This window comes from Massilia sp. MS-15, from assembly GCF_020176695.1.
In the GTDB taxonomy this organism is placed as follows: domain Bacteria; phylum Pseudomonadota; class Gammaproteobacteria; order Burkholderiales; family Burkholderiaceae_D; genus Telluria; species Telluria hydrophila.
Genome location: NZ_JAIWIA010000030.1, coordinates 39,609 through 66,078, shown reverse-complemented (window position 1 = coordinate 66,078; position 26,470 = coordinate 39,609). Strand labels below are relative to the sequence as shown.

Below are 26,470 nucleotides of genomic sequence, written 5' to 3'. Positions count from 1 at the left end.
CAGGTCCGCAGAAATGAAAAAAGACGGCCAGTATAGACTGGCCGCCTTCGGTAACGCCAACATTGCGCGTCGCTTGCTTCGCTTGGTTCGGCTTAGTTCGACTTGAAGTTGAAGCCCGTCACCTTGCCCTTCGGGGTTTCCACGCGCACCATGAAGGTGCCGGACTCGCAGGTCGTGTTCGGCTTGACGGTCAGGTAGTGGATGGTGCCGCCGATCGCATTGGTCGAGGCGACCGTGTCCGGCAGGAAGCTCGACACCGAAATCTTGGTGCTGTCGCTGGCCGTGACCCGGGTGTTGAAAGGCAGCGGGTTGTTGTTCCTGTCGAACAGGCGCACCGCGATCGTCTGCGGGCTGCAGCTGGAACCGGCCACGCCCTGCACCACCGCCGGGTCGCCATCGGCCGCGGTCCAGTCGCGGCAGCCGTCCGTGCTGCAGACCTGGCGCACCATGGTGGTGTCGGAACCGCTGAACACGATCTCGAGCGAGCGGCGGATATAGTTCAGGCCCCACTTGCTGTCGCCGGCCGCGCTGTAGCTGCTGCGGTTGAACGGGAACGGCAGGTCGCCCTTGGCCGCTTCGTAGCTGCCGTCCAGGCTGTCCTTCCTGGCCGGCTGGCCGAACACCACGGCGTGGCTGCCGGTGTCGAGGAAGGGATCGCCCTGGTCGACGAAGGGCTCGCCGCCCGAGGGGCAGCTGTCCACCAGCGGACGGTAAGGCGTGCTGCCGCTGTAGCCGGTGCAGGAGTACTGGCCATCGCCGTTCGAATCGGTGAAATCTTCCACGCCCTGCAGGTAGGCCAGCACCGTGACGCGGCCGTTGACCGGCTTGAAGGCCTGGCTGCGCAGGGCCACCGTGCAGGCGCCTCCCTTGGTCACGCAGGCGCCCTGGGCCGAGGTGCCGACCGCGCCGCCCTCGGTGACGAAGTTGATCGCCGTGTTGTCCGACACCGGGTTGCCGTACTGGTCGGCCAGCAGCACCGTGATGTCGGTCGTCTCGTTGTCGTAGTCGAGGCCTTCGATGTTGAACTTCTCGGCGCTCATCGACATGAAGCGCTGGATCGGCAGGCCGGTGGAGACGGTCAGGGTGTCCGACAGGCCGCTGATCTTGACCCCGTTGCGGGTGGCTTCGGCGATCACGCGCACCGGTGTCGGCACCGTGCCCGAGGACACCATGGTCGACACCGAGCCGGTACTGTCGGTGGTGGCGCGGGTCGGCGACACCGTCAGGCCGCCGGTATAGGTAGTGGCGCCGAAGTTCACGTCCACGCCCGCCAGGCCGTTGCCGTGCTGGTCGACCACGCGGAAGGTGATCTGGGCCGCCTCGGTGCGGCCCTGGCCGCCCGAACCCTTCAGCACGATCGAGCTGCCCGACACGCTGCTGCCCGAGAACTGGATCGCGCCGATGTTGGCCGCGCCCACGTCCAGGCTGATGGTCTGGGTCGAGTTGCCGATCGCGACGCTGATGGTGTCGCGCCCGCGCAGGCAGCCGTTATTCGTGTAGGTGGCGGTCTGGATGCCGTTGGCGAAGCTGCCCGGCACCAGGGTGGCGGTGCCGTCGCCCACGCACAGCGAGTTCATGGACAGGCCCGAGATCGAGGCGGCCGGCTGGCCGCCGCTGGTGACCGGGATGCTCAGGGAGACCGTGCTGAAGGCCGGCAGGGTGCCGCTCGGGGCCGGCGAGAAGGACAGCGTGCCGAGCGTCAGCGGCGCCGCCCCCACCGCGATGTTGCTGCTGGCGGTAGCGGTCTTGCCGCCGATGACGGAGGTAGCGGTGATGGCGGTGGCGCCGGCCGAGCTGACGCTGGCCGGCTTGACGCTGACCACGGCCACGCCATTCGCATCGGTCAGGGCCGAACCGGTTTCCGGCGTGAACACGACCAGGCTGCTGGCGCTGGCCGCGAATTGGACGATGGCGTTCGCGGCCGGCTTGCCGGCCGCGTCCAGCACGGTCGCCTTGACGCTGGCGCTCTGGCCGCCGGACAGCGAGGTGACCGTGGCGCCGCTGCCGTCGACCAGCGCCAGCGTGAGCTTCGGCTCGAGCGTGACCGGGGTGCCGCCGCCGGTCCCGCCACCGCCGGTCCCGCCGCCACCCGAGCCCGAGCCGCCGCCGCCGACCGTGGTGCCGGGATTACCGCCGCCGCCGCCGCAGGCTGCCAGGCTGGCCGCCACGAGCCCGATCGCGGTCCAGCGGCCGAGCGTGGCCAGGACCTCCTGTTTCGCTGTATGGTGCATGAATCTGTTCTTCCTTGTTGTTGTGATGTCGCGTTGTCTGGCCAGGGAGGCAAAAGGGACGGATCAGCGCCCGGCTGCGGCGTCGGTCACGATCTTCGGCGTGATGAACACCAGTAATTCGGTCTTGGTGCTTTCGCGGCCGGTGGACTTGAACAGGTAGCCCAGCACCGGCACGTCGCCCAGCAGCGGCACCTTGTTCTCGTTATTGCGCTCGGTCTGCTGGTAGATTCCGCCCAGCACCACCGTGCCGCCGTTTTCCACCATCACCTTGGTCTTCACGTGCTGGGTGTTGATCGCCGGGCCGGCCCGGGTTTCCTCGCCCTTGGAGTCCTTGTTGACGTCGACGTCGAGCACGACGTTGCCGTCCGGGGTGATCTGCGGCGTCACTTCCAGGCGCAGGTTGGCCTTCTTGAACGTGATCGAGGTCGCGCCGCTGCTGGTGGCGACCTGGTAGGGCAGCTCGATGCCCTGCTCGATCACGGCGATCTGCTTGTCCTCGGTGACCACGCGCGGGCTGGAGATGATCTTGCCCTTGCCGTCCGCTTCCAGCGCCGACAGTTCCAGGTTCAGGAAGCGGTTGGCGGCCGAGGAGAACAGGCTGAACGCGAGCGAGGACGCGGGGGTGCCGCCAATCGCCGCCGCCGGCAGGTTGACCATGGTCGTGTTGGTGTAGCCGTCGCCATCGTCCGGGGTCTGGCCGGTGACCTGGCCGACGCCGGTGAGGTTGCCGCCGATGGCGACCCGCTCGTTGCCCTTGACCTGCCAGCCGGAGTCGCCGCCGCGCAGGGTGCGCAGGTCGGCGAAGCCGAGCTTGGCGCCCAGGTTGCGCGAGAAGCCGTCGTTCGCTTCCACCAGGCGCGCCTCGATCAGCACCTGCTTCGAGGCGACGTCGGTCTTCTGGATCAGCTTGCGGATATCCTCGATCTTGGACGCGATGTCGGTCACGAACAGCTGGTTGGTGCGCGGGTCGATGATGGCGCTGCCGCGGCGCGACAGCACGCGGTTGCGGCCGGTGTCGCTGCCGGTGGTGGCGGCGCCGTTGGCGTCCAGGCCGAACACCGTGCGGAAGGCTTCCACCTTCTGGTAGTTCAGCTGGAAGATCTCGGAGCGCAGCGGCTCGAGGTCGGCGATCTGGGCGCGCTGCTCGAGCTCGAGCTTTTCCTTGGTCAGCAGTTCTTCCTTGGGCGCGATCCACAGCACGGTGCCGTTCTTGCGCATGTCCAGGCCCTTGGCCTGCAGCACCACGTCGAGCGCCTGGTCCCAGGGCACGTCGCGCAGGCGCAGGGTCAGGTTGCCGGTGACGGAGTCGCTGGTGATGATGTTCAGGCCCGAGATGTCGGCGATCGCCTGCAGGGCGGCGCGCACTTCGACGTTCTGGAAGTTGAAGGACAGTTTCTCGCCGCGGTAGCCGGTGGCGTTGCCGCCGCCCGGGCGGTTCGGGTCTTCCTTGACCGGACGCACGTCCACGATCAGCTGGGTGTCGCTCTGGTATACCGACTGTTCCCAGGCGCCCTGGGCCTCGATGGTCATGCGCACGTTCTCGCCCTGGGTGGCGGTGCTCACGCGCGTGACCGGGGTGCCGAAGTCGCTCACGTCCAGGCGCCGGCGCAGCGCTTCCGGCAGACCGGTGCGCAGGAAGTCGACGATCACCTGGTTGCCGGCCTGGCGCACGTCGACGCCGACCTGGCCGTGCGGCAGGTCGACCACGACCCGGCCCTCGCCATTGCTGCCGCGGCGGAAGTCGAGGTCGCGCAGGATGTGGCGCGCCGCGGGCGCAGGTGCCGGCGCCGCGCTGGCCATCGGCTGTCCGGCGGCGTTCACGGCCTGGGCCACGGCGCCCGAGCCTTCGATGGTGACCATCACCGACTTGCCGTCGATGGCGGTGGCATAGTTCAGCGGCCGTGCCAGGTTCAGCACCAGGCGGGTGCGCTCGCCGGCCTGGACCAGGTTCAGGCCGCGCACGTCGCCCAGGTTGACGTCCTGGGACTGCTTGCCGGTGGCGTTGGCGGTGGCGCCGAAGTCGAGCGCGATGCGCGCCGGATTGGTGATCGAGAAGCCGATCGGCGCGCGCGCCGGCGCCTCGCGCATGGCGATGTGCAGGACCACGTTGCCGCCCTGCTGGTTGGCCGTGATCGATTCGATGGCATTGCCCTGGGCGGCGGCCGCGCCGGCGCCCAGCGCCAGCAGGAGCGCGAGGCAGAACGAGGCGCCGCGCGCCAGCCAGGCCGGCGCCGCGAGGCGGATGGTACTGCGATGGTTCATGCGTGGGCTCATTTGCTGCTCTCCTTGCTGTCCGCCAGCTCGATGGTCGCCTTGCGCGCCACCCAGTCGCCGGTGGGGTCCTGCACGACTTCCCTGATGTCGATCGCGCCTTCGCTGACGCGCGTGACCAACCCGTGATTCTGTCCGATGCGCTGGCCAGCCTTGACCTGGAAGATCGAGGCATCGATCTGGACCAGCGCGTAATTCACCCCGGCCTTCTGCAGCGTGCCGACCATGCGCATGGTGTCGAGCGGGTAGTTCTCGAGCACTTCGCGCACGCGTCCGGCGTCCGGCTGCAGCGGGTTGGCGCTGTTGGCCGCCACCCGCGCCAGCTCGTTGAGCAGCTTGGTTTCGCTGAACGGCTCGATGGCGGCGCCCGGCTGATAGGCGTAGGGCACGAAATCCTTCGGTTCCGGCAGCGGCTTCACCGCCGGCACGGTTTCGCGCTCGACCTTCTTCATCCAGTCGCGCACCTCCTGCACGTCGCCGTCGCCGCAGCCGGCCAGCAGCAGGGCCGCGCCGAGGGCAGCCAGTAGTCGCAGCCGCATCATTTCCGTTTTCCCTTGCTTGCGCCGGCCTTGCCGTCGCTGTCCGCATCGGCGTCCTTGCCCTTGCCCTTCTTGCCTTTCTTGCCCTTGCCCTTGCGCTCGTCGCGCGCCTTCTTCTGCGCGCTGATCTCGTCCGGATCGAGGTAGCGGAAGGTCTTGGCCACCGCCTGCAGCGACAGCACGCCGTCCTTCAGCTCCATCGCCATGTTGTTGAGCGTGACGATGCGCGGCAGGTTGGCCATGTCGGCGGCGAAGGCGCCCACGTCGTTGTACTTGCCGGTCACCTTGATGTCGATCGGCTGCTCGGCGTAGTAGTCGCGGATCACTTCGGCGCCCGGCTTGAACAGCTCGAACTGCAGGCCGCGGCCGACACCGGCCTGGTTGATGTCAGACAGCAGGTCGGCCATCTCGGACTTGTTCGGCAGCTGCTTCTCGAGGCGCTCGACGTACTGGTCGACCTGCACCTTCTGTTGCTGCAGGGCTTCGAGGTTGATCGCCTGCGCCATCTTGCTGCGGTACTCGGTGCGCAGCGAGGCTTCCTCGCTGGCGCCCTTCTTCTGGCGGGTGAACTGATCGTCCCAGTAGAAGAAGTAGCCGAGGCCGACGACGGCCGCCATCACGCCGGCCGCGCACAGCAGGCGCGGCGCCAGCGGCCACTGGCCGGGCTGGCGTCCCTGCAGATCCTGGAACTGGGCCGCGAAGCGGGCGCCGAGGTCTTTGAGATCGATATTCATGGGTCAGTCGCGCTCCTGCGGCGCCGCTTTCGCGAGCTTGGGCGACGGCGCGCCGGTGCCGTCGGCGGCCGCGTCCTGTTCGCGCGGACGCTTGAGCGCCACGTCCACCTGGAACTCGACGACCTTGCGGCCGGTCTTGCTCTTGTCGAGCGTGGTGGCCTTGATTTCGGTCAGGTTCGGCGCTTCCAGCCAGGGCGACGGACCGGACACGTTGCGCAGCAGTTCGGAGACCCGCTCCTGCGACTGTGCATAGCCACTCAGCGTGACCTTGCGGCCATCCTGGCGGAAGGATTTCAGGACCACTCCTTCCGGCGTCTGGCGCACCAGTTCGTCGAGCAGGTAGACCGACTGGTTGCGGTCGCCCTGCAGGTCCTCGACCGCCTGCTGGCGCGCCTTCAGGGCCTCGATCTCTTCCTTCAGGGTGCGGATCTCGCCGATCTTCTTGTCCAGTTCCGCGCTGGCCGTCTTGAGCACCAGGTTGCGCTGGTTCTGGACCGCGATGCGGCTGGCATTCCAGGCGCCGACCAGCAGTACCACGGCGGCGCCGACCACGGCGCCCGCCGCCAGCAGGGCGACGAAGGCGGCCTGCTTCTGCTTGCGGCGCGCTTCGCGGTGGGGTAACAGGTTAATGCGGATATTCAAGCGAACCTCCGCAGGGCCAGGCCGCAGGCGACCAGGTAGGCCGCGCCTTCCTGGCGCAGCTGCTGTTCGCGCACCGGCGCGCCGAAGGCCATGCCCTCGAAGGGCGCGACGATGCTGCTCGGGATGCGAGTGCGGCTGCCGATCAGCTCGAGCAGGCCGGGCAGCGCGGCGCAGCCGCCGGCCAGGTACAGCTCGTCGATACGGGTGTAGGGCGTGGAGGTGAAGAAGAACTGGATCGCGCGCGTGATTTCCAGCGCCGCGCTTTCCAGGAAGGGCGCGAGCAGGTCGGCGCGGTAGTTCTCGGGCAGGTCGCCGCTCTTCTTGCGGGTTTCCGCCTCCTCGAACGACAGGCCATAGGCACGCACGATGTCCTGGGTCAGCTGGTTGCCGCCGAAGGGCTGCTCGCGCTCGTAGATGGTCTCGCCGTCCTGCAGCACCGACACGTGGGTGGACTGGGCACCGATCTGGAACAGGGCCACGATCTGCTCCGGCTTCGCAATGCCGGCGCGGCCGCGCGTGGCGCGGTCCAGCGCGGCGCGCGCGGCATAGGATTCGATGTCCATCACGATGGCGGTAAGGCCGGCCGCCTCGGCGATCGCGACCCGGTCCTCGACCTTTTCGCGGCGCGCGGCGGCCAGCATGACTTCCATGTCTTCCTGCGCATGCGGGGCCTGGCCGATGACGTCGAAGTCGAGGCTTACCTCATCCAGCGCGAACGGGATGTACTGGCTGGCTTCCGACTCCACCTGCACTTCCAGCTGGTCTTCCGACAGGCCGGCCGGCAGGATGATCTTCTTGGTGATCACCGCGGCCGGCGGCATGCCCAGCGCCACGTGGCGCGCACGGGTACCGCTCTTCTTCCAGACGCGGCGCACGGCTTCGGAGACCTGTTCGATGTTTTCGATGTTGCCGTCCACGACCGCCCCGCGCGGCAGCGGCTCGGCGGCATAGCGCTCCAGGCGCAGTTCACCCTTGCCGGCATCGCCCAGCTCGACCAGGCGCACGCCCGACGTGCTGATATCGAGCCCGACCATCGGCGGACTGGACTTCCCGAACAAGGAACCTAGATTAATCACGAGCGTACTCCTTGACTTCCCTTACCGCCTGATGCGGAAAACCTGATGTTGAACGCCCGGGTGGGAATTTCTCTGTTAAAACCGGTACTTGGTGCATATATATGAGGCACCGCGTTAGATCGTAGCGAAAAGGATGCACCCCGACAAGAAATTTCTGTGAGGGAACACCTCATTGCGGCGCGTCCACGCCACACTCTGGCGCAGGGTGTTATCACCCCTGCCACGACCCTTATTTGCTTGATATCTCGGGGCTTGTCGGGTGGCATTGCGCTGGCTTAAACCTTGGCTCAGCAGTGCGCGTGTCAGCGCCAAAAGGCCTGTCTTATAATGAAGCGTTGCGCACAGCCTATTTGCGAAAGTCAGCATGAAACAGAAACAAGCGTCCGGTACGGCAGCAGCGCCGTCGACATACACTCCCAAGCGCCTGATCCTGATGGCGCTCGGCGCGCTCACGGGCCTGGCCGTCATCGGCGTGCTGGTACTGGCATTCGCGCTCGCGATGGCCTACCCCAACCTGCCCGCGCTCGACACCATCACCGACTACCGGCCCAAGATGCCGCTGCGGATCTTCACCGCCGATAACGTCCTGATCGGCGAGTTCGGCGAAGAGCGCCGCACCCTGGTCCACTTCAAGGACATCCCGGACGTGATGAAGAAGGCCGTGCTCTCGATCGAGGACGACCGTTTCTACGAGCACAGCGGCATCGACTACTGGGGCATCCTGCGCGCGGCCTTCAAGAACGCCACCGGCGGCTCGCGCCAGGGCGCGTCCACCATCACCCAGCAGGTGGCGCGCAACTTCTTCCTGTCCTCGGAACAGACCTTCAAGCGCAAGGCCTATGAAGCCATGCTGGCCTGGAAGATCGAGAAGAACCTGAGCAAGGACCAGATCCTCGAGCTGTACATGAACCAGATCTACCTGGGCCAGCGCGCCTTCGGCTTCCAGTCGGCGGCCCAGATCTACTTCGGCAAGGACCTGCGCGACATCAGCGTCGCCGAAGCGGCGATGCTGGCCGGCCTGCCGAAGGCGCCCTCCGCCTACAACCCGGTGGTCAACCCGACCCGCGCCAGGACCCGCCAGCAGTACATCCTGCAGCGCATGCATTCGCTCGGCTACATCACCGATGCCCAGTACCAGCAGGCGAAGGAAGAACCGCTGAAGATCAAGACCGACAGCACCGCCTTCGGCGTGCACGCCGAGTACGTAGCCGAGATGGCGCGCCAGCTGGTCTACGAACAGTTCAAGGAAGACACCTACACGCGCGGCCTGAACGTGTTCACCACCATCACCAAGGCCGACCAGGACGCGGCCTACCTGGCGGTGCGCCGCGGCGTGATGGAGTACGAGCGCCGCCACCCGTACCGCGGGCCGGAGGCCTATATCGAGATCCCGGGCGACAAGGCGGAGGCGGACGAAGCGATCGAGGCCGAGCTTGCCGAGCACCCGGACAGCGACAACATCGTGGCCGCCATCGTGCTGCAGGCCTCGCCGTCCAAGGTGACGGCCACCATCGCCTCCGGCGAGACCATCGACATCACCGGCGCCGGCCTGTCCTTCGCCAAGGCCTGGCTGTCGGACAAGGCGGCACCGAACCGCCGCGTGCGCCGCGGCGCCGTGATCCGGGTGATGCAGGACGACGAGTCGAAATGGATCATCACCCAGATGCCGGAAGTCGAATCGGCCTTCGTTGCGGCCAGTACCGAGGACGGCGCGATCCGCGCGCTGGTGGGCGGCTTCGACTTCAACCGCAACAAGTTCAACCACGTGACCCAGGCCTGGCGCCAGCCGGGCTCCTCGTTCAAGCCCTTCATCTATTCCGCTTCGCTGGAACGCGGGCTGTCGCCGTCGACCGTCATCAACGACGCCCCGATCTCGTTCGACGCCGGCCAGACCGGCGGCCAGGCCTGGGAGCCGAAGAACTACGACAACCGCTACGAAGGCCCGATCACCATGCGGCGCGGCCTGACGCAATCGAAGAACATGGTCTCGATCCGCATCCTGAACAAGATCGGCGCGCGCTATGGCCAGGAATTCGCGACCCGCTTCGGCTTCGACGCCGAGCGCAACCCGGCCTACCTGACCCTGGCCCTGGGCGCGGGATCGACCACGCCGCTGCAGATGGCGGGCGCCTACGCGGTGTTCGCCAACGGCGGCTACCGCATCAGTCCCTACATCATCTCGAAGGTGACCGACAGCGACGGCAAGGTGCTGTCGGAAGCGCGTCCGGAGCGCGCCGGGGTCGAGGCCAACCGCGTGATCGATGCGCGCAATGCCTTCCTGGTCGACAGCATGCTGAAGGACGTGGTACGCCATGGCACCGCGACCAAGGCCATGGCGCTCAAGCGCACCGACCTGGCCGGCAAGACCGGCACCACCAACGATTCGATCGACGCCTGGTTCGCCGGCTACCAGCCAAAGCTGGTGGGCGTCGCCTGGATCGGCTACGACCAGCCGAAGAACCTCGGCAACCGCGAGACCGGCGGCGGCCTGGCGCTGCCGATCTGGATCAGCTACATGGGCAAGGCGCTCAAGGGCGAGGAAATGATCGAGCGCGAAGTGCCGCCGGGGCTGATCATGGCCAACGGCGAGTACTACTACGCGGAGAATCCGCCGGGCACCGGGGTCCAGGCGCTGGATGTCGGGCCGGCGCCGGCGCCAAGCGAGCAGAAGCAGCGCGATGCGGTCAGGAACGAGCTGTTCTGATTCTTGACCAGTTGGCAAGCATTGGCGGCCCCACGGGCCGCCAATTTTTTGGAACGTTTTCTTGCAGCTTGTGGCAAGAACACAGCAATCCTATCCGCAGTGGATAACTTTTCCCGATTTCGGCAGTTAGGACAAAAGCGCATGGCGGTATAGGTTTAGCTCATGATATGTTGCGCAAATGAATGTTCCCAAAAGGAACTTCTGTTAGCGTACTCCTTCATTGTTTACCTATGGATCGCCTCCCATGGAACTGACCGAAAAATCGGCCCCGGCCGCTGCCCTTGCCTCCCCGTCCAGCGCACTCGTGAGCATCTTCCACGAGCCGAGCGCCACCTTTGCCCGCCTCGCCGCACGGCGCACCACCTGGCTGCCGGTGGTACTGGTCGCCCTCGCCAGCTCCCTGCTGCTGCTGTGGTACTTCCTCGGCTTCGTCGACTATGCCTGGTTCCAGGACCATATGCTGGCCAGCGTGAGCGATCCGGCCGAGCGTGAGCAGGCGGCCACGATGGGCATGGGACAGCAGACCATGGGCATCGTCTCCGGCGTCGGCGCCCTCGTCAGCGTCGTGTTTTCGTATGCGATCGGCGGCCTGTACTTCCTCATCGTCGCCAAGGTCAAGAACCAGGATTTCGGCTTCCGCCAGGGCTTTTCCCTGTGCGCCTGGGCGGCGCTGCCCAACCTGCTGCTGCTGCCTCTCGGCGCGATGCAGATGCTGCTGGCCGCCAACGGCCAGATGCCCCTCGAAGCGCTCAACCCGCTCACCCTCAACCAGCTGCTGTTCCACTACGAAACCGGCCATCCGCTCGCGGGTCTGCTGGAAACCGTCTCGGTCCCGATGGTCTGGGGCACCGTGCTGATGGTGATCGGCTACCGGGTCTGGACCGGCGTGTCGCGCGCCACCGCCCTGCGCGTCGTGCTCACGCCGTATGCCGTCGTGTACGGCCTCTGGCTGGCTTATGCGTTGAGCAAGGCAGCATGAAGCAGGCCAGCAAGCGCAAGCTGGTCGTCGGCCTGGCGGTGGCCGCCCTGCTGGGCGTGCCGGTCGCCACCAAGCTGGTGCGCGGCAGCGGACCAGCCAAGGCGGTCGATACCGAACGCGTCGCCCAGCGCGAAATCCGCTCCTCGATCCTGGCCTCCGGCCACCTGCTGTACGAAGAACAGGTCAAGCTGTCGCCCGAGGTGATCGGCAAGGTCAGCCGCATCTTCGTCAAGGAAGGACAGCAGGTCGCGCGCGGCGACCTGCTGCTGCACCTCGACGACGAAAGCTACCGCGCCGAAGTGGCCCAGCAGCAGGCGGCGGTGCGCCAGCAGCGCATCGTGATCGAGCAGCAGCAGCTGAACGTGCAGAACCAGGAAAAGCAGTACCGGCGCAAGATCGAGCTGCACCAGATGAAGATGATCGCCGATTCGCAGATCGACGACGCGCGCTATGCGCTCGACCTGGCGAAGATCGAGCTGCGCAACAGCCGCACGCGCCTGGAACAGGTGGAAGCGATCCTGCAGCAGGCCAACGAGCGCCTGTCCAAGACCACCATCCGCGCGCCGATCGCCGGCACCATCACCGCGCTCGACATCAAGGTCGGCGAAACGGCGGTGGCCAGCCAGATCGGTATCGCCGGCTCGAGCCTGATGACCATCGCGAACACCGCGACCATGGTCACCGAAGTGAACGTCGACGAAGCCGACATCGCCAAGGTGGGAGTGGGCCAGGAGGTGGCGATCCATACCGCCGCCTATCCCGATACCGCCCTCAAAGGCAAGGTGCTGACCATTCCGCTGTCGCCCAGGCAGGACCCGGCCGCCGCCGCGCAGGGCAGCTCGCGCGCGCGCAACTTCAACGTCAAGGTGCAGCTGGCCGACACCGGCAAGCTTGCGCTGCGTCCCGGCATGAGCTGCCGCGCCGAGATCTATACCGCCAGCAGCGGCAAGTCGCTGGCCCTGCCCTTGCAGGCGGTGCTGTCCAACAATGAGGAAGGCAGCGACGGCGCCGGCAAGGGCAAGGGCAAGAGCGCGCCCGCGCCGAAGAGCGAAAACTGGGTGTTCGTGGCCAAGGACGGCAGGGCGCAAAAACGCATCGTCACCGTCGGCGCCTCGGACGACAGCATGCAGGAGATCCGCAGCGGCCTGGCGCAGGGCGAGACCGTGATCACCGGTCCCTACAAGACCTTGCGCGCGCTGCGCCAGGGCGACAGCATCTCGGCGACCGACAGGCCGGCGCAGGACGCGACCGCAGCAAGCGCGCCAGCGCCGGCGCCAACGAAGTCCGCGACATGAACCAGGCTGTCCCGCTCATCCGGCTCGAAGGCATTACCAGGCACTACACGATGGGAGGCGAAACGATCGCGGCGCTGGCCGGCATCGACCTCGAGATCGCGCGCAACGACTACGTCGCCTTCATCGGCTCGTCCGGCTCGGGCAAGTCGACCATGATGAACATCCTCGGCTGCCTCGATTCGCCCAGCGGCGGCCGCTACTTCCTCAACGGACGCGACGTGGCCGGCATGAGCGAGTCGGAGCTGGCGCGCGCGCGCAACGAGGAGATCGGTTTCATTTTCCAGAGCTTCAACCTGCTGACCCGCGCCACCGCCCTGCAGAACGTGATGCAGCCGCTGATCTACCGCGGCGTGCGCCCCGCCGAGCGCGCGCGCCGTGCGCGCGAGGCGATGGCGCGCGTGGGACTGGAACACCGCATGGACCACCTGCCCAACCAGCTGTCCGGCGGCCAGCGCCAGCGCGTGGCGATCGCCCGCGCCCTGTGCAGCGAGCCGTCGATCCTGCTGGCCGACGAACCGACCGGCAACCTCGATTCCAGCACCGCTGCCGACATCATGCAACTGTTTGACACCCTGCACCGCGAAGGCCAGACCCTGATCGTCGTGACCCACGAGCCCGACATCGCCGCCCATTGCCGGCGCACGGTCAGGCTGGCCGACGGCAAGGTGCAGAGCGACACCCTGAACAGCGCACGCGAGGCCGCCCATGTTTAGCCTGGTCGAGAGCTTCCGCTCGGCCCTGCAGAGCATCTTCGCCCATGGCTTTCGCAGCTTCCTGACCTCGCTCGGCATCATCATCGGTGTCGCCTCGGTCATCGCCGTGGTCTCGATCGTGCAGGGCTTCTCGGCCTCGATCAGCAGCGAGTTCAAGGGCCTGGGCTCGAACAGCCTGACGGTGCAGGCCTATACGCCTTTCGAGGAAGCGCTGCAGGGCAAGGAAAATGTGCTGAGCCTGGGCGACTACGAACGCATCGTGGCCCACATCGACGACATCAGCAACGTCTCGCCCACCTTCGCCCCGTTCGGCAACTTCGGCACCACGGTGCGCGCCGGCAGCCAGACCAGCTTCACCCAGGTGCTGGCCGTGACCGAAGCCTACATGGAGTCGAGCCAGGTGTTCCCGCAGAGCGGGCGCTTCATCCGCGCCAGCGACGACGCTTCGCGCCGCAAGGTGTGCGTCATCGGCAGCAAGCTGCTCGAGAAGCTGCGCCTGCCCGCCGATCCGGTGGGCCAGTTCCTGGAGATCGGCGGCGAATGGTTCAAGATCATCGGCGTCACCGAGGAAAAAGGCGAGGCCTTCGGCTTCAGCAAGGACGACTACATCCTGATTCCGTTCTCGGTCGGGCAGATCGTGGCCGGCGCCGGCACCCGGCTGAACATCTCGATCAGCTTCACCGTCGACGACATCGAGCAGATCGATGCGGTGCAGGGCCGGGTGACTTCGCTGCTGCGCCAGGCCCACCACCTCAAGCCGGGGCAGCGCAACGACTTCAAGGTGCAGTCGGCACAGCAGTTGTCCGATGCCTTCGAGAAGATCGTCGGGATGATGACCCTGGTGCTGGGCGGGATCGTCGGCATCTCGCTGCTGGTGGGTGGCATCGGGATCATGAACATCATGCTGGTGTCGGTCACGGAGCGGACCCGCGAGATCGGCATCTGCAAGGCCCTTGGCGCCCAGCGCCACCACATCCTGATGCAGTTCCTGATCGAAGCGACCACCTTGTCGCTGCTGGGCGGGCTGGTCGGCCTGGTGCTGGGCTACCTGCTCGGCTTCGGCGTGGCCAAGCTGATTCCGGGCTTTCCCGGCGCCGTCGTGCCCTGGTGGGCGGTCCTGATGTCCTTCGGCTTTTCCAGCCTGGTGGGCATCCTGTTCGGCATCATGCCGGCCGCGAAAGCCGCCAACCTGCACCCGATCGACGCCCTGCGCTACGAATGATCTGACAGTGGTTTGTTGGACAACGTACCGCGAGGGAGTCTGGTCGGCAGGCGGGTAGCGCTGAACCGCTGAACCAGGCGCAAATAGCCGATGTCAAACGGTGATAGTCGTTTCTGCCCGAGGCGGCCTGGATGCGAAGGCGATCAGGCTGCTTGAAAAATGGCGGCTCCAGGCCGCCATTCCACACTGTCGCAAGGCTTGCCGCTTGGTCCGGCCTTGCCTGCTCAGCCCATGGCCACCGGCGCCCCGCCCTGCTCCGTCACGTATTGCGACAGCGAGGCGAACAGCTCGCTGTCGTCGCGCGTATTGCGCCACTCGCCGCCCACCCGCTTGTAGTGGTAGCCGCCCGAACGCGCGGCCACCCACATTTCCTGCAGCGGGGCCTGGCTGTTGATGATGATCTTCGACGCGTTGCGCAGGAATTCGACTTCGAGTACGTTGCCGCTGCGCTTGCATTCGACGTCGACCACGTCGTCGTCGTTGAGCTTGTCGAGGCAGGCCTCGATGCGGTCCAGGGTGCTTTCGGCCAGCGCCAAAAATTCGGATTCGGTCATGCTACACTCCAAAGTCTGCTAATCAAACCCCCATTCTAATCGTGAAGTCCACCACCGCACTGCTTTCCGGCGCCGCCCTGCTCGCCGTCCTGAGCGGCTGTGGCCAGACGGGTCCGCTGTACATGCCGAACCCGCCGGCCAAGCCTGCCCCTGCCAACCCGCAGCCGGCCCAGCCCGTTCCATCCAACAACGCCTCGACCCCGGCCCCGACCAAGTAACGCATCCCATGTCGCATTTCCAGTACCAGAACGGCGCCCTGCACGCCGAACGTGTTTCCCTGTCCGCCATCGCCGCGCAGTTCGGCTCGCCGACCTATGTCTATTCCAAAGCCGCGCTGCTGGAAAACTTCGGCGCCTATGCCGACGCCTGCCAGGGCCGCGACGCGCTGGTGTGCTATGCGATGAAGGCGAACTCGAACCTGGCCATCCTCGACCTGCTGGCGCGCGCCGGCGCCGGCTTCGACATCGTCTCGGGCGGCGAACTGCTGCGCGTGATCGCGGCCGGCGGCGACCCGGGCAAGACCATCTTCTCGGGCGTCGGCAAGACCGTCGAGGAAATGCGGCTGGCGCTGGAGAAGAACATCCTGTGCTTCAACGTCGAATCGATCCCCGAGCTGCACCGCCTGAACGAGGTGGCCGGCAGCATGGGCAGGCGCGCGCCGGTGTCGCTACGCGTGAACCCGAACGTGGACGCCAAGACCCATCCCTACATCGCCACCGGCCTGAAAGCCAACAAGTTCGGCGTCGCGTTCGACGACGCGCTGCAGACCTACCGCAGCGCCGCCGCGCTGCCGCACCTGGACGTGGTGGGCATCGACTGCCACATCGGCTCGCAGCTGCTGGACGATGCACCGCTGCTGGAGGCGCTGGACAAGCTGATCGAGCTGATCGACACGCTGGCGGACGAAGGCATCCATCTGCACCACCTCGACATCGGCGGCGGCCTGGGCGTGAACTACGGCGCCGAGGGCGACCAGCCGCCGGTGCCGGTGGGCGACTACCTGGGCCGCCTGTTCGCCCGCATCGACGCCTGGCGCGCCGGCAGGCACGGCGGGCAGCCGATCAAGGTGATCTTCGAGCCGGGCCGCTCGATCGTGGCCGACACCGGCGTGCTGCTGACCAGGATCGAATTCCTGAAACCGGGCGTGGAAAAGAACTTCGCCATCGTCGACGCCGCCATGAACGACCTGATGCGTCCGACCCTGTACCAGGCCTGGATGGGCGTGCAGCCGGTGGTGCCGCGCGAAGGCGACAAGCTGACCTACGACGTGGTCGGCCCGGTGTGCGAATCGGGCGACTGGCTGGCGCGCGAGCGCGATCTCGCGGTCGCGCCGGGCGACCTGCTGGCCATCATGACGGCGGGCGCCTATGGCATGACGATGGCCTCGAATTACAACACGCGCGGCCGCGCGGCCGAGGTGATGGTCGATGGCGACCGCGTGCAGCTGATTCGCCAGCGCGAGCATCCGGCCGATCTGTTCGCGCTCGAGTCGATGCTGGAATAAACCGGGCCGTCCATCCGGATCATGCATTGGCACAGCGCATCCGGAAGCTGAACGCGTGGGCGGGAGACCCGCCCACCCTACTTCCTTGCCACGCGCCAGTACACCCGCAAGCCCAGCAGCAGCGCCACGATCAGCCCGAACACGATTGGCTGCTGGAAGTCGTTCTTCCCCGCCTTCATCCACCAGAAATGCAGGATGCCCAGCACCGCCACCACATAGACCAGCCGGTGCAGCCACTGCCAGCGCTTGCCGCCCAGGCGCCGGATCATGCCGTTGGTACTGGTCGCCGCCAGCGGAACGAGCAGCACGAAGGCGATGAAGCCCACCGTGATGAAGGGCCGCTTCACGACATCCTTCAGCATCGCCGCGATGTCGAAGAAATGGTCGAACCAGAAGAAGCAGCTGAAGTGCAGCAGCGCGTAGAAAAAGGTAAACAGCCCCAGCATGCGCCGCAGCTTGACCACCCAGTTCCAGCCCGTGAGCCGGCGCAGCGGCGTCACCGCCAGCGTGATGCAGAGGAGATACAGGGTCCAGTCCCCGGTACCGCGCGTGAGGAAGGCCAGCGGCTCGACCAGCGCGCCTTGCGCCACCAGCCAGGCCATGCGCAGGAAAGGCAGCAGCGCCATCAAGAACACGGCCGCCTTGATGCCGGCCAGCTGGCGCGGGGAAGGAGTCCAGGCCATCGTCAGAAAAACTTTTTCAGGTCCATGCCGCCGTACAGCGAAGCCACCTGTTCGTAGCCGTTGAACATCAGGGTCTTGCGCTTGGGCTTGAAAAAGCCGTCTTCGCCGATGCGGCGTTCGCTGGCCTGCGACCAGCGCGGGTGGTCCACGTTCGGGTTCACGTTCGAATAGAAGCCGTATTCGTTGGGCGCCGATTCGTTCCAGGCGGTGCGCGGCTGGCGACTCAGCAAACGGATGCGCACGATCGACTTGGCCGACTTGAAACCATACTTCCAGGGCACCACCAGGCGTACCGGCGCGCCGTTCTGGTTCGGCAGCACTTGTCCGTACATGCCCAGCCCCAGCAGCGTGAGCGGATGCATCGCCTCGTCCATGCGCAGGCCTTCCACATAGGGCCAGTCGAGCACGGGACTGCGCAGGCCGGGCATCTGCCGGTTGTCGGCCAGGGTGGTGAACTCCACGAACTTCGCATTGCCGGTCGGCTCGACCTGCTTCAGCAGATGCGACAGCGAGTAGCCGACCCAGGGAATCACCATCGACCAGCCCTCCACGCAGCGCAGGCGGTAGACACGCTCTTCCAGCGGCGCCAGCTTGAGGATGCGATCGATGTCGAGCGTGACGGGCTTTTTCACCTCGCCCTCGATCGTCACCGTCCACGGCCGGGTGCGCAGCGTGTGCGCGTTGCGGGCCGGGTCGTCCTTGTCCAGGCCGAACTCGTAGAAGTTATTGTAGGACGTGGCGTCCTTGAACGAGGTCTGGGCTTCCTGCGTGGACAGGGCCGCGTTGCGGACCGCGGCCAGCTTCGTGCCCTGGGCGAAGGCTTCACGGTTGGCCATTTCCCAGATTCCCGATCCGACCGCGGCCGTGGCGGCGATACGGGCGATGAATTGACGCCGGCCTTCATAGACCTCGCGCGGTGTGATCTCGGAAGGATACGGGAGATCCATTCCATTCGGACTGCGTTTGAAAAGCATGCTTGACTCCGCTTCAGAGAGATATCAGGTTACACCAGCCGCCTTGGGCGCACGTTAGTACCGTGCGCCAATCGGCGAGGATGGCCCTGCCGCGCTGGACAAAAGCGTGTCAGGGGCCGCGTCCTGCTTACCCGGTGGGAAAAGCAAGGACAAAACGGGTTTCGGGACCGTTCGACTGCAGCGTCGCCTTGCCACCATGCAAATTCAGGATGGCGTTGACGATGGACAGGCCCAGCCCCGTGGAACCCTCCGCGTCGCTGCGCGCACTGTCGACGCGGTAGAAGCGGTCGAACAGGTGGTCCAGGTGTTCTTGTGGAATCGCCGCGCCCACGTTGGCCACGCTCAGCTCCAGCATGCCGGCACGCGGCTCGGCATGCAGCGTGATCGTGCTGCCCGCATCGGCATGGCGCACGGCGTTCGAGACCAGGTTGGCCAGGGCCCGCCGCACCAGCGCCGGGTCGGCGGCAAAGCTGCCCGCGCCGCTGCAGCGCAGGCGCAGGCCGCGCTCCTCGGCCATGCCTTCGTAGAAATCCGCCACCCGCTCCAGCTCGTCGAGCGCCACCAGCGGCTGGCGCGCCAGGACCACCTCGTCCTGGCCGGCGCGCGCGAGGAAGAGCATGCTCTCGATCATGCGCGCGAGACGCTCGAGTTCCTCGATGTTCGATGCCAGCAGGGCCTCGTATTCCTCACGGCTGCGGCCCTGCCCGAGTGCGACCTGGCTTTGTCCGATCATGTTCGTGATCGGCGTCCTGAACTCGTGCGCCAGGTCGGCCGAGAAGCCGGACAGGCGCGCATAGCCGTCCTGCAGCCGTTGCAGCATGGCGTTGAACGCGTCGATCAGCGGACGCAGCTCGGAGGGCGCGGCGACGATGTCGAGGCGCTGCGCCAGCGTGCCCGGCTTGATGAAGGCCGCGTGCTCGGCGACCTCGCGCAGGGGCCGCAGGCCATGGCGCAGCATCAGCGCCGCCAGCGCCGCGGCCAGCACGGCGCCGACCGCGCAGGCGGCCAGGATGCGGGCGCGGTAGCGCGCGAACATGGCGGTGCGCTCGGCATAGGCGCGCGCCACCACCACCGCTACCTGCGCCGTACCCAGGCGGGCACTGCCCGCTACCACCTGGCCGGGCGTGCCGTCCCGCGTGGTCCAGGCGGCGATGGCGCCGCGTCCCGGCGCCGGTCCGGCGTCCGGCGGCGTGGGGTAGCGCTCGCCATGCGGATTGATATCGGCCAGCACTGCGCCCCCCGGCCCGACGATGCGCACCAGCGAGTTCTCCTGGCCGCTCATGGTGTCGCGGAAGAAGTCGGGTTGCGCCACCAGCAGCTCGGCCGCGCCCGGCCGGCCCAGCACGATCTGCACCTGGCGCAGCTTGCCCAGCAGCTGCAGGTCATCGCGGCGCGCGATCTCGGCCACGAAGGCGCGGTACAGGTAGATGCCCAGGCCCGCCGCAATGAAGGAAACGATCAGCACGAAGGCGAGCGTCACGCGCAGGGTCAGGGAATGGCGCCAGGAGGATGTCATGCCGGGTCCTGCGCGTCGCAGACATAGCCCATGCCGCGCCGCGTGTGGATCAGTTTATGGGTGTACGGGTCGTCGATCTTGCGCCGCAGGCGGCGCACGGCGGCGTCGATGACGTTGGTATCGCTGTCGAAATTCATGTCCCAGACCTGGGATGCGATCAGGGCGCGCGACAGCACCTGGCCCTGGCGCCGCGCCAGCAGGTGCAGCAACGCGAATTCCTGGGCCGTGAGCGCGATCGTCGCGCCGCCGCGCCGCACGCGGCGGCGCAGCACATCGATCTCGAGGTCGGCGATCCGGATCAGTTCTTCCTCGCGCACCGGCCCGCGCCGCAACAGGGTGCGGATGCGCGCCACCAGCTCGACGAAAGCGAAGGGCTTGACCAGGTAATCGTCGGCGCCGAGTTCAAGTCCGCGCACCCGGTCCTCGACCTCGTCGCGCGCCGTCAGGAACAGCACCGGGAGCTGTTCGGTATCGGGGTCGGCGCGCAGGGCGCCGAGCACCTGCCAGCCATCCATGCGCGGCAGCATCACGTCCAGTACGACCAGCGCGATCTCGTCCTCGCGGACGATGGCCAGGCCGTCGCGGCCATTGCGCGCGAGGCGCACGGCAAAGCCCGACTCGGCCAGGCCGCGCTGCAGGTAATCGCCGGTTTTCGGCTCGTCTTCGATCACGAGGATGGTCATGGCGCTGGCAAGGGGAACAAAACCTCATTCTAGGCCGATGCCATCGCTTCCGACATGACAGGATTGTCATCTGGCGGTCAGGCTGGCGTCGCCAGGTACATGCCAGGATGGCGTCCATCCCACCACGAAGGAACACCATGTCCAAGCAACTTGCCATCCTCCTCACCGCGCTGGCCGCGGCACCGGCCGGCGCCGCACTGCCCCGGCATCCGGATCTCGACCTGGAAGCCGCCAACCGGCTGGCGGCGCGCGCGATCGCATCCTGCCGTGCAGAAGGCCGTGCGATCGTCGCCGCCGTGGTCGACCGTGGCGGCAACCTGGTCGCCCTGCAGCGCGACGACGGCGTCGGACCGCACAACACCGAGGCCAGCCGGCGCAAGGCCTATACCGCGCTGTCGACGCGCAAGCCGACGCTGCTCCTGGCACGCGATGCGCAGGCCGTCCCCGACACCCGCAACCTGGCGACCCTGCCCGAACTCCTGCTGCTCGGCGGGGGCATACCGCTGCTGGTAGAGAAGCAGGTCGTCGGCGCCATCGGCGTGGCCGGTGAAGGCGGGCCGCTGAACGACCATGCCTGCGCGCAGCGCGCGATCGGCGCCGTGCCCGGGCTCGACCAACCCACCCCGTGAATTTCTTGTCTTAACCTAGGAGAACACCATGCAAACCATCCACCGACTCGCCCTCGCCAGCCTGCTGGGCTGCGCCAGCCTCGCGGCAGGCGCCGCGCCGAATCCGCTCAGCGTCCATGTGCTCGACCTGCAGAGCGGCCAGCCCAGCGCGGGTATCGAAGTCACGCTGGAACAGCGCGCGGGCAGCGGGTGGCGCGAACTGGCGCGCGGCGTCACGAACGAGCAGGGCCGCATTCCTGCCCTGTATCCGGAAGATACACCGATGGCGGCGGCAAGCTACCGCATCGTGTTCAAGACCGGGGAGCACTACAGGCGCAAGGGACAGGCCAGCTTCTTCCCGCAGATTCCGGTCGAGTTCACGGTGGATGCGCCGGCCCAGCATTACCACGTTCCCCTGCTGCTGAGCCCTTACGGCTACTCGACCTACCGGGGCAACTAGGCTTACAGCTCGCCGTAGGAGTGCAGGCCCGACAGGAACATGTTCACGCCCAGGAAGGCGAAGGTCGTCACCAGGAGGCCCACCACCGACCACCAGGCCGCTACGCGCCCGCGCAGGCCCGACATCAGGCGCATGTGCAGCCAGGCCGCGTAGTTGAGCCAGACGATCAGGGCCCAGGTTTCCTTCGGGTCCCAGGACCAGTAGCCGCCCCAGGCCTCGGCCGCCCACAGGGCGCCGAGGATGGTGGCGACGGTGAAGAAGGCGAAGCCGACCGAGATCGACTTGTACATCACGTCGTCCAGCACCGCCAGGGACGGCAGGCGGTCTTCCAGGATGCCGTGCGACTTGAGCAGGTAGGCGCAGCCGACCATCGCGGCCAGCGCGAAGGTGCCATAGCCGATGAAGTTGGCCGGCACGTGGATCTTCATCCACCAGCTCTGCAGGGCCGGCACCAGGGGCTGGATCTGGGCGGCGTCGCGCGAGACCGTGTACCACAGCAGGAAGGCGACGGCGGCCGCGATGACCAGCAGCACGAAGGGCCCCAGCTGGCGGGTGCCGTAGCGGGCCTCGTAGTACAGGTAGAACATCGCGGTGATCAGGGAGAACAGGATGAACACTTCGTACAGGTTCGACACCGGGATGTGGCCCACGTCCGGTCCCAGCAGGTAGGACTCGAACCAGCGCACCATCATGCCGGTCCAGCCCAGCACCACGGCCGCCCAGCACAGCTTGCTGCCGACGGCACCGCCGAAGTTCGAACGGCTCACCAGCCCCAGCCAGTAGAACACGGTCGAGAACACGAACAGGGCGCTCATCCACAGGATGGCGGACTGGCTCGACAGCATGTACTTGAGGAAGAATTTCTGGTTGGCCGCATCGATGGCGCCGCCATACTGCGCGATCGCCCACAGCGCCAGCACGGCCACCAGCGGGATCAGCCAGCGCACCGGCTTCCAGTGCCAGCCCAGCAGGGCGAAGGTGGGCGCGCTCAGCACCAGGATCACCTGTTCGTAGATGTCCATGTGATGGGCGTAGCGGTTCAGCGCGAACAGCGCCGCGGCCAGCAGGGCCGCACCGTACAGCCAGTCGATCGCGTTCAGGCTGCGGAAAAAGCCCGGCTTCTGCACATAGGTGCCCGGCTGCACGGTCTTGGATTGCGACAGTTCCATCTTGGTCTCCTTGCCGCGTTCAGGCCCGCTGCGGCAGTTTTGCTTTCAAATCCTCGAACTCGCGCTCGAAGTCGAGCGTCTTGCGCTGGGTACTCATGGCCATCAGCGCATGGGCGCCGCCATCCGCATTGCGCACCCAGACCCACATGCGCCGTTCACGAATATAAAACATTGCGAACACGCCCGCCACCAGCAGCAGGCAGCCGAAGTAGACGATGCCCTTGCCCGGGGAGCGGGTCAGCTGCAGCACGGACGCCTTGACCTCGGTGAACTCCTCCAGCTGCAGGTAGACCGGGGCGCCATAGAACACGCTGTCGGACAGGGCATTCGTGGCCAGCTGCAGGTAGCGGCCGTGGGCCTCGGTGGGCTCGACCGGCGGCTCGCCCGCGCGCGCATTGGCGGCCTGCCACAGCTCCCACAGGGAGCCGTTGAGCATCTTCATGAAGATGGCGGCGGCCTTTTCCTGCTCGGCCGGCGGAATCTTTTCCAGGAATTGCGAGACGCCCACGAAGCCGCCCCGTCCGCCGCCCGTACCTGCCCCTGCCCCTTCTCCGGCGAAGATGGCCAGGGTGCGCGCCGCCGATTCCTCCAGCTGGCCGCTGAGCTTGTCCTGTCCCGGCGCCAGCGCGCGCGCCGCATAGCGCCGCGCCGCGTCCTGGCGCAGGGCCGGATCGGCCAGCGCCGCGCGCAGCCGCATCCAGGTGCGTACGCTGTAGGCGTCATCGGCCGGGATGCGCAGGAAGCTGAAGTTTTCCGCCGGGCTGGCGCGCACGCCGGCCAGGTACACCTGCGCGCCCTCGAGCGTGACCGGCTGCATGTAGTTCAGGAATTCGCGCGCCTGCCCGGTCTTGTCGCGCAGCTTGTACTGCACGCTCGGGCCGACATTCTTGAGGTCCTTGTTGTCGTGGTTCTTCGCGGCCGAGCCGGAAGCCTTGCCCAGGGTGGCCGCGAACTGCTGGTCGAAGGGCGTGTTCTTGGCCACCGCGCGCGCGTCCTGCCCGGCCGCGACGTTCTCGACGTTGAAGGGGCGGAAGCCCGACCATTCGACGGTCCAGGCCTCGCCATCCTGCTTCAGCTCGGTCGTGGAACCGACCGTGCCTTCGATCAGGAAATCCTTGCTGGCGCTGCCGCGCATCGGGAAGCCGGTGAGCTTGAGCTTGCTGCCGCCATCGTCAAAGCTCGACTGGTAGACGGCGATGCCCTTGTAGATCAGCGGATGGTTGACCTTGATGGTGGCCGGGAAGCGCTTGCCGTTCTCGGGATCGTGCACGATGACGTCGCTGGCGAACAGCTTGGGCATGCCGGTCGAGTAGAAATCGATGTGGAATTTCTTCAGCTCGATGGAAAACGGCAGTTCCTGCACCAGGACGCCCGACGCTTGCGGCAGCAGCGCGGTATGGCTGGTCTGGCCTTCGGCGATCAGGGTATTGCCGCGGAAGCTGGGGTTCGACACGCTCAGGCGGTGCTGGGCCGGGATATCGGCGATCACGCCGCTGCCGCCGAACGGCGTCTTGCCCAGGAACCACTGCTGGAACTTGACGGGCAACTCCGAATCGAGCATGCCGCCCAGCAGGATCACGATGATGGCCGTGTGGGCGAAGATATAGCCGAACTTGTTGCCGGCGCCCTTTTTCGCCGCCACCAGGATGCCCCGTTCCTTCTCGACCAGCTTCACGGCATAGCCGGCATGGCGCAGCCGTTCGGCGGTCTGGCCGGCGAGCGCGGCCTGGTCCAGCGGCGCCTGCCATTCGAGCTTATGGTGGAAGTTGCGCAGCGACTCTTCGCGCACGTGTTCGCGCCAGCTGCGCATGTCGCGCAGCATCTTCGGCGCGTTGCGCACCACGCACAGGGCGGTGGACACGATCAGGACGACCAGGATCAGCAGGAACCACCAGCTGGCGTACACGCTGTACAGGCCGAGTTTGGCGAAGATCTCGAACCAGAAGGGACCGAACTGGTTCACGTAGTTCGGCATCGGCTCGTTCTGCTTGAGCACCGTGCCGATGACCGAGGCGATCGCCACGATGGTGAGCAGGCTGATGGCGAAGCGCATCGAGGATACCAGCTCGACCGCTTCGGCGAGCCCGCGGCGGCGGGTGTTCAGTTCAATTCCGGTGGTACTCATTCGTTACAGCTTTCGTGAAGCGCCAGCAAATCATCGAGCATACCGCAATGCAGGGTGGGCGGGTCTTCCGGCCCACGCGTTCAAACTTCGGCGATGCTGCCTGTGCGGCTGCTCATCTTCTGGCTGAACGCGCGGGCGGCACAGCCGCCCACCCTACGAACAACGAGACGTCGCGAATTCCTTCCCTGCGCTGCTTATTTCAAGCCCGCGATATAGTCGGACACCGCCTTCATCTCTTCCGCCGACATGCGCTGCGCCAGCGTGGTCATCTGGATGCTGTTCTTGCGCGCGCCATTCTTGAAGGCGTCCAGCTGGGCATAGGTGTAGTCCTGGTGCTGGCCCGACAGGCGCGGGTACTGGGCCGGGATGCCATTGGCGGTGGCGCCGTGGCAGCTGGCGCAGGCGGCGACGCCCTTCTCGGCGATGCCACCGCGGTAGATCTTGCGGCCCAGTTCCACGGTGTCCTTGCTCTTGGCGGCGCCCGGCTTGGCCTTCTGGGTCGAGAGGTAGGCGGCGATGTCGCGCTTCTCGGCCTCGGTGAGCATCTTGGCGTAGGTGCTCATCACCGGGTTCTGGCGGTTCGGCGTAGTGAAGTCGACCAGCTGCTTGTGGGTATAGGCATCGATCTGGCCGGCCAGCTTCGGATTGGCGACGATGGTCGAGTTGCCGGCGGCACCGTGGCAGGACATGCAGGCGGGCAGGCCGCGCGCGGCATCGCCCGAATCGTACAGGGTTCCGCCCTTGGCCGGGTCGGCCTTGGCAACGGCGGTGTGCGGTGCATCGGCCGCGGACACGCTACCGCACAGGGCCAGGCTTGCAACCAACAAGGACTTCAAAAGCGGAAACGTCAAACGATTCATTCAAGCACCCTGAAAAAGTCAAAAACAGATTTTGGAATTTACAGTGAAACAGTGCAGCAGTCTTCTTGGCGCCCCCCCGGGGCGGAGCATGGATCAACCCCTTATTGTACAATAGCTTTGTTTCCCTATCGCCATTTCGTTGTCATTTCAGCCTGCTTCCAGGTCTCCTCTTATGTCCAAATTATGGCAAGCCCGGTTCTTCACGACCGTTAACCAGTTGCGCGACCTGCCGGGCACCCAGGTTCCCGAAATCGCCTTCGCCGGGCGCTCGAACGCGGGCAAATCCACGGCGATCAATATTCTCACCAACCAGAAGGGCCTGGCCTTCGCGTCCAAGACGCCGGGCCGCACCCAGCACATCAATTACTTCTCGATCGGCGGCGCCCACGTGGGCCAGCACCGCAAGGACCCGACCATCGTCGACGAGATCCGGGCGCTGCTGGTCGACCTGCCGGGCTATGGCTACGCCGAAGTGTCCGGCACGGCCAAGCTGCACTGGCAGAAACTGCTGGGCGACTACGTCCAGCGCCGCGAACAGCTGGCCGCGCTGGTCCTGATCATGGATTCGCGCCGCCCGTTCACCGACCTCGACGTGCAGATGCTCGAATGGTTCGCCCCCACGGGCAAGCCGATCCACTGCATTCTCACCAAGGCCGACAAGCTCAATCAGAACGAAAAGACCAATGTCCTGCGCCAGGCGCAAAAGATCCTCGACAGCTACGTCGACGAGGAAGGCGAGGGCTTTCCGTTCACGGTGCAGCTGTTCTCGGCGCTCAAGCGCATCGGCATCGAGGAGGCGGACGCCAAGATCCTTGCGCTGCTCGGCCTGGACCGGGACGCCGGCGAAGCAGAAGAACCTGATGACAGCGCCCAGGATCATCCGGATTCACAATAATCCTCAAGTCCCGTATTGTTTTTCTTGATAAGA

At 66.3% G+C, this 26,470-nt stretch carries 24 protein-coding genes; 10 read left to right on the top strand and 14 right to left on the bottom strand.

The annotated features are described in order from the left end of the window. Positions 1-92: 92 nt before the first annotated feature. The 6 genes from LCI23_RS12720 to LCI23_RS12695 form a co-directional block, all read right to left on the bottom strand. Complete coding sequence (locus tag LCI23_RS12720; RefSeq protein ID WP_224946820.1) at positions 93-2,231, bottom strand: Ig-like domain-containing protein; 2,139 nt, start codon at positions 2,229-2,231, stop codon at positions 93-95. A 63-nt stretch (positions 2,232-2,294) separates the two neighbouring features. Further along, on the bottom strand, positions 2,295-4,493 hold the full coding sequence (pilQ, locus tag LCI23_RS12715) for a type IV pilus secretin PilQ family protein (protein ID WP_224946819.1): 2,199 nt from the start codon (positions 4,491-4,493) through the stop codon (positions 2,295-2,297). Between the two features lie 8 nt (positions 4,494-4,501). Further along, positions 4,502-5,044 (bottom strand): pilus assembly protein PilP, encoded by a 543-nt coding sequence (locus tag LCI23_RS12710; protein ID WP_224946818.1) that lies wholly within the window; start codon positions 5,042-5,044, stop codon positions 4,502-4,504. Continuing rightward, entirely contained in the window at positions 5,041-5,775 is a 735-nt protein-coding gene (locus LCI23_RS12705) for a type 4a pilus biogenesis protein PilO (protein ID WP_224946817.1), read from the bottom strand. Before LCI23_RS12705 ends, LCI23_RS12710 begins: the two co-directional genes overlap by 4 nt. A gap of 3 nt (positions 5,776-5,778) precedes the next feature. Next, positions 5,779-6,417 (bottom strand): PilN domain-containing protein, encoded by a 639-nt coding sequence (locus tag LCI23_RS12700; protein ID WP_224946816.1) that lies wholly within the window; start codon positions 6,415-6,417, stop codon positions 5,779-5,781. After that, on the bottom strand, positions 6,414-7,493 hold the full coding sequence (locus LCI23_RS12695) for a pilus assembly protein PilM (protein WP_224946815.1): 1,080 nt from the start codon (positions 7,491-7,493) through the stop codon (positions 6,414-6,416). The genes LCI23_RS12700 and LCI23_RS12695 overlap by 4 nt, the downstream gene beginning before the upstream one ends. Before the next feature lie 364 nt (positions 7,494-7,857). On the opposite strand from LCI23_RS12695, the gene LCI23_RS12690 reads away from it, so the two are divergent. The 5 genes from LCI23_RS12690 to LCI23_RS12670 all read left to right on the top strand — a co-directional run bounded on the left by LCI23_RS12690 (position 7,858) and on the right by LCI23_RS12670 (position 14,406). After that, positions 7,858-10,197: a penicillin-binding protein 1A gene (locus LCI23_RS12690; RefSeq protein WP_224946814.1), complete on the top strand. Its 2,340-nt coding sequence runs from the start codon at positions 7,858-7,860 to the stop codon at positions 10,195-10,197. Positions 10,198-10,441: 244 nt separating this feature from the next. Then, positions 10,442-11,176 carry a YIP1 family protein gene (locus LCI23_RS12685; protein ID WP_224946813.1) on the top strand — a complete coding sequence of 245 codons (735 nt, stop codon included), beginning with the start codon at positions 10,442-10,444 and terminating at the stop codon, positions 11,174-11,176. Beyond that, positions 11,173-12,471, top strand: a complete 1,299-nt coding sequence (locus tag LCI23_RS12680) for an efflux RND transporter periplasmic adaptor subunit (RefSeq protein ID WP_224946812.1) — start codon at positions 11,173-11,175, stop codon at positions 12,469-12,471. Before LCI23_RS12685 ends, LCI23_RS12680 begins: the two co-directional genes overlap by 4 nt. After that, the gene (locus tag LCI23_RS12675; protein ID WP_224946811.1) at positions 12,468-13,184 is read left to right on the top strand and encodes an ABC transporter ATP-binding protein; all 717 of its coding nucleotides are present in this window, start codon (positions 12,468-12,470) and stop codon (positions 13,182-13,184) included. The genes LCI23_RS12680 and LCI23_RS12675 overlap by 4 nt, the downstream gene beginning before the upstream one ends. Further along, entirely contained in the window at positions 13,177-14,406 is a 1,230-nt protein-coding gene (locus LCI23_RS12670; protein WP_224946810.1) for an ABC transporter permease, read from the top strand. Before LCI23_RS12675 ends, LCI23_RS12670 begins: the two co-directional genes overlap by 8 nt. Before the next feature lie 224 nt (positions 14,407-14,630). On the opposite strand, the gene cyaY is transcribed toward LCI23_RS12670, so the two are convergent. After that, the gene (gene cyaY, locus LCI23_RS12665; protein ID WP_224946809.1) at positions 14,631-14,960 is read right to left on the bottom strand and encodes an iron donor protein CyaY; all 330 of its coding nucleotides are present in this window, start codon (positions 14,958-14,960) and stop codon (positions 14,631-14,633) included. A 41-nt stretch (positions 14,961-15,001) separates the two neighbouring features. Between cyaY and LCI23_RS20680 the strand changes: the two genes are divergently transcribed. After that, positions 15,002-15,178 (top strand): lipoprotein, encoded by a 177-nt coding sequence (locus LCI23_RS20680; RefSeq protein ID WP_224946808.1) that lies wholly within the window; start codon positions 15,002-15,004, stop codon positions 15,176-15,178. Between the two features lie 8 nt (positions 15,179-15,186). Beyond that, a complete protein-coding gene (gene lysA / locus LCI23_RS12655; RefSeq protein WP_224946807.1) occupies positions 15,187-16,464 on the top strand; it encodes a diaminopimelate decarboxylase in 1,278 nt (425 codons plus the stop codon). A 77-nt stretch (positions 16,465-16,541) separates the two neighbouring features. Here lysA and LCI23_RS12650 read toward each other — a convergent pair whose 3' ends face one another. From LCI23_RS12650 to LCI23_RS12635, 4 genes are all read right to left on the bottom strand, one after another. Further along, positions 16,542-17,147: a sulfite oxidase heme-binding subunit YedZ gene (locus LCI23_RS12650; RefSeq protein ID WP_224946806.1), complete on the bottom strand. Its 606-nt coding sequence runs from the start codon at positions 17,145-17,147 to the stop codon at positions 16,542-16,544. Positions 17,148-17,149: 2 nt separating this feature from the next. Next, on the bottom strand, positions 17,150-18,121 hold the full coding sequence (msrP, locus tag LCI23_RS12645) for a protein-methionine-sulfoxide reductase catalytic subunit MsrP (RefSeq protein WP_224946805.1): 972 nt from the start codon (positions 18,119-18,121) through the stop codon (positions 17,150-17,152). Positions 18,122-18,248: 127 nt separating this feature from the next. After that, positions 18,249-19,637: a heavy metal sensor histidine kinase gene (locus LCI23_RS12640; RefSeq protein WP_224946804.1), complete on the bottom strand. Its 1,389-nt coding sequence runs from the start codon at positions 19,635-19,637 to the stop codon at positions 18,249-18,251. After that, positions 19,634-20,320 carry a heavy metal response regulator transcription factor gene (locus tag LCI23_RS12635; RefSeq protein WP_224946803.1) on the bottom strand — a complete coding sequence of 229 codons (687 nt, stop codon included), beginning with the start codon at positions 20,318-20,320 and terminating at the stop codon, positions 19,634-19,636. Before LCI23_RS12635 ends, LCI23_RS12640 begins: the two co-directional genes overlap by 4 nt. A 137-nt stretch (positions 20,321-20,457) precedes the next feature. On the opposite strand from LCI23_RS12635, the gene LCI23_RS12630 reads away from it, so the two are divergent. Both LCI23_RS12630 and uraH read left to right on the top strand, forming a co-directional pair. Beyond that, on the top strand, positions 20,458-20,949 hold the full coding sequence (locus tag LCI23_RS12630) for a heme-binding protein (RefSeq protein WP_224946802.1): 492 nt from the start codon (positions 20,458-20,460) through the stop codon (positions 20,947-20,949). A gap of 28 nt (positions 20,950-20,977) precedes the next feature. Then, positions 20,978-21,388: a hydroxyisourate hydrolase gene (uraH, locus tag LCI23_RS12625; RefSeq protein ID WP_224946801.1), complete on the top strand. Its 411-nt coding sequence runs from the start codon at positions 20,978-20,980 to the stop codon at positions 21,386-21,388. A gap of 2 nt (positions 21,389-21,390) precedes the next feature. On the opposite strand, the gene ccsB is transcribed toward uraH, so the two are convergent. The 3 genes from ccsB to LCI23_RS12610 all read right to left on the bottom strand — a co-directional run bounded on the left by ccsB (position 21,391) and on the right by LCI23_RS12610 (position 25,542). Continuing rightward, on the bottom strand, positions 21,391-22,557 hold the full coding sequence (ccsB, locus tag LCI23_RS12620) for a c-type cytochrome biogenesis protein CcsB (RefSeq protein WP_224946800.1): 1,167 nt from the start codon (positions 22,555-22,557) through the stop codon (positions 21,391-21,393). Positions 22,558-22,576: 19 nt separating this feature from the next. Continuing rightward, the gene (locus LCI23_RS12615) at positions 22,577-24,682 is read right to left on the bottom strand and encodes a cytochrome c biogenesis protein ResB (RefSeq protein WP_224946799.1); all 2,106 of its coding nucleotides are present in this window, start codon (positions 24,680-24,682) and stop codon (positions 22,577-22,579) included. 194 nt (positions 24,683-24,876) lie between these two features. Beyond that, positions 24,877-25,542 (bottom strand): cytochrome c, encoded by a 666-nt coding sequence (locus LCI23_RS12610; protein ID WP_224946798.1) that lies wholly within the window; start codon positions 25,540-25,542, stop codon positions 24,877-24,879. A 172-nt stretch (positions 25,543-25,714) separates the two neighbouring features. Between LCI23_RS12610 and yihA the strand changes: the two genes are divergently transcribed. Then, positions 25,715-26,437 carry a ribosome biogenesis GTP-binding protein YihA/YsxC gene (gene yihA, locus LCI23_RS12605; RefSeq protein WP_224946797.1) on the top strand — a complete coding sequence of 241 codons (723 nt, stop codon included), beginning with the start codon at positions 25,715-25,717 and terminating at the stop codon, positions 26,435-26,437. Positions 26,438-26,470: the final 33 nt, after the last annotated feature.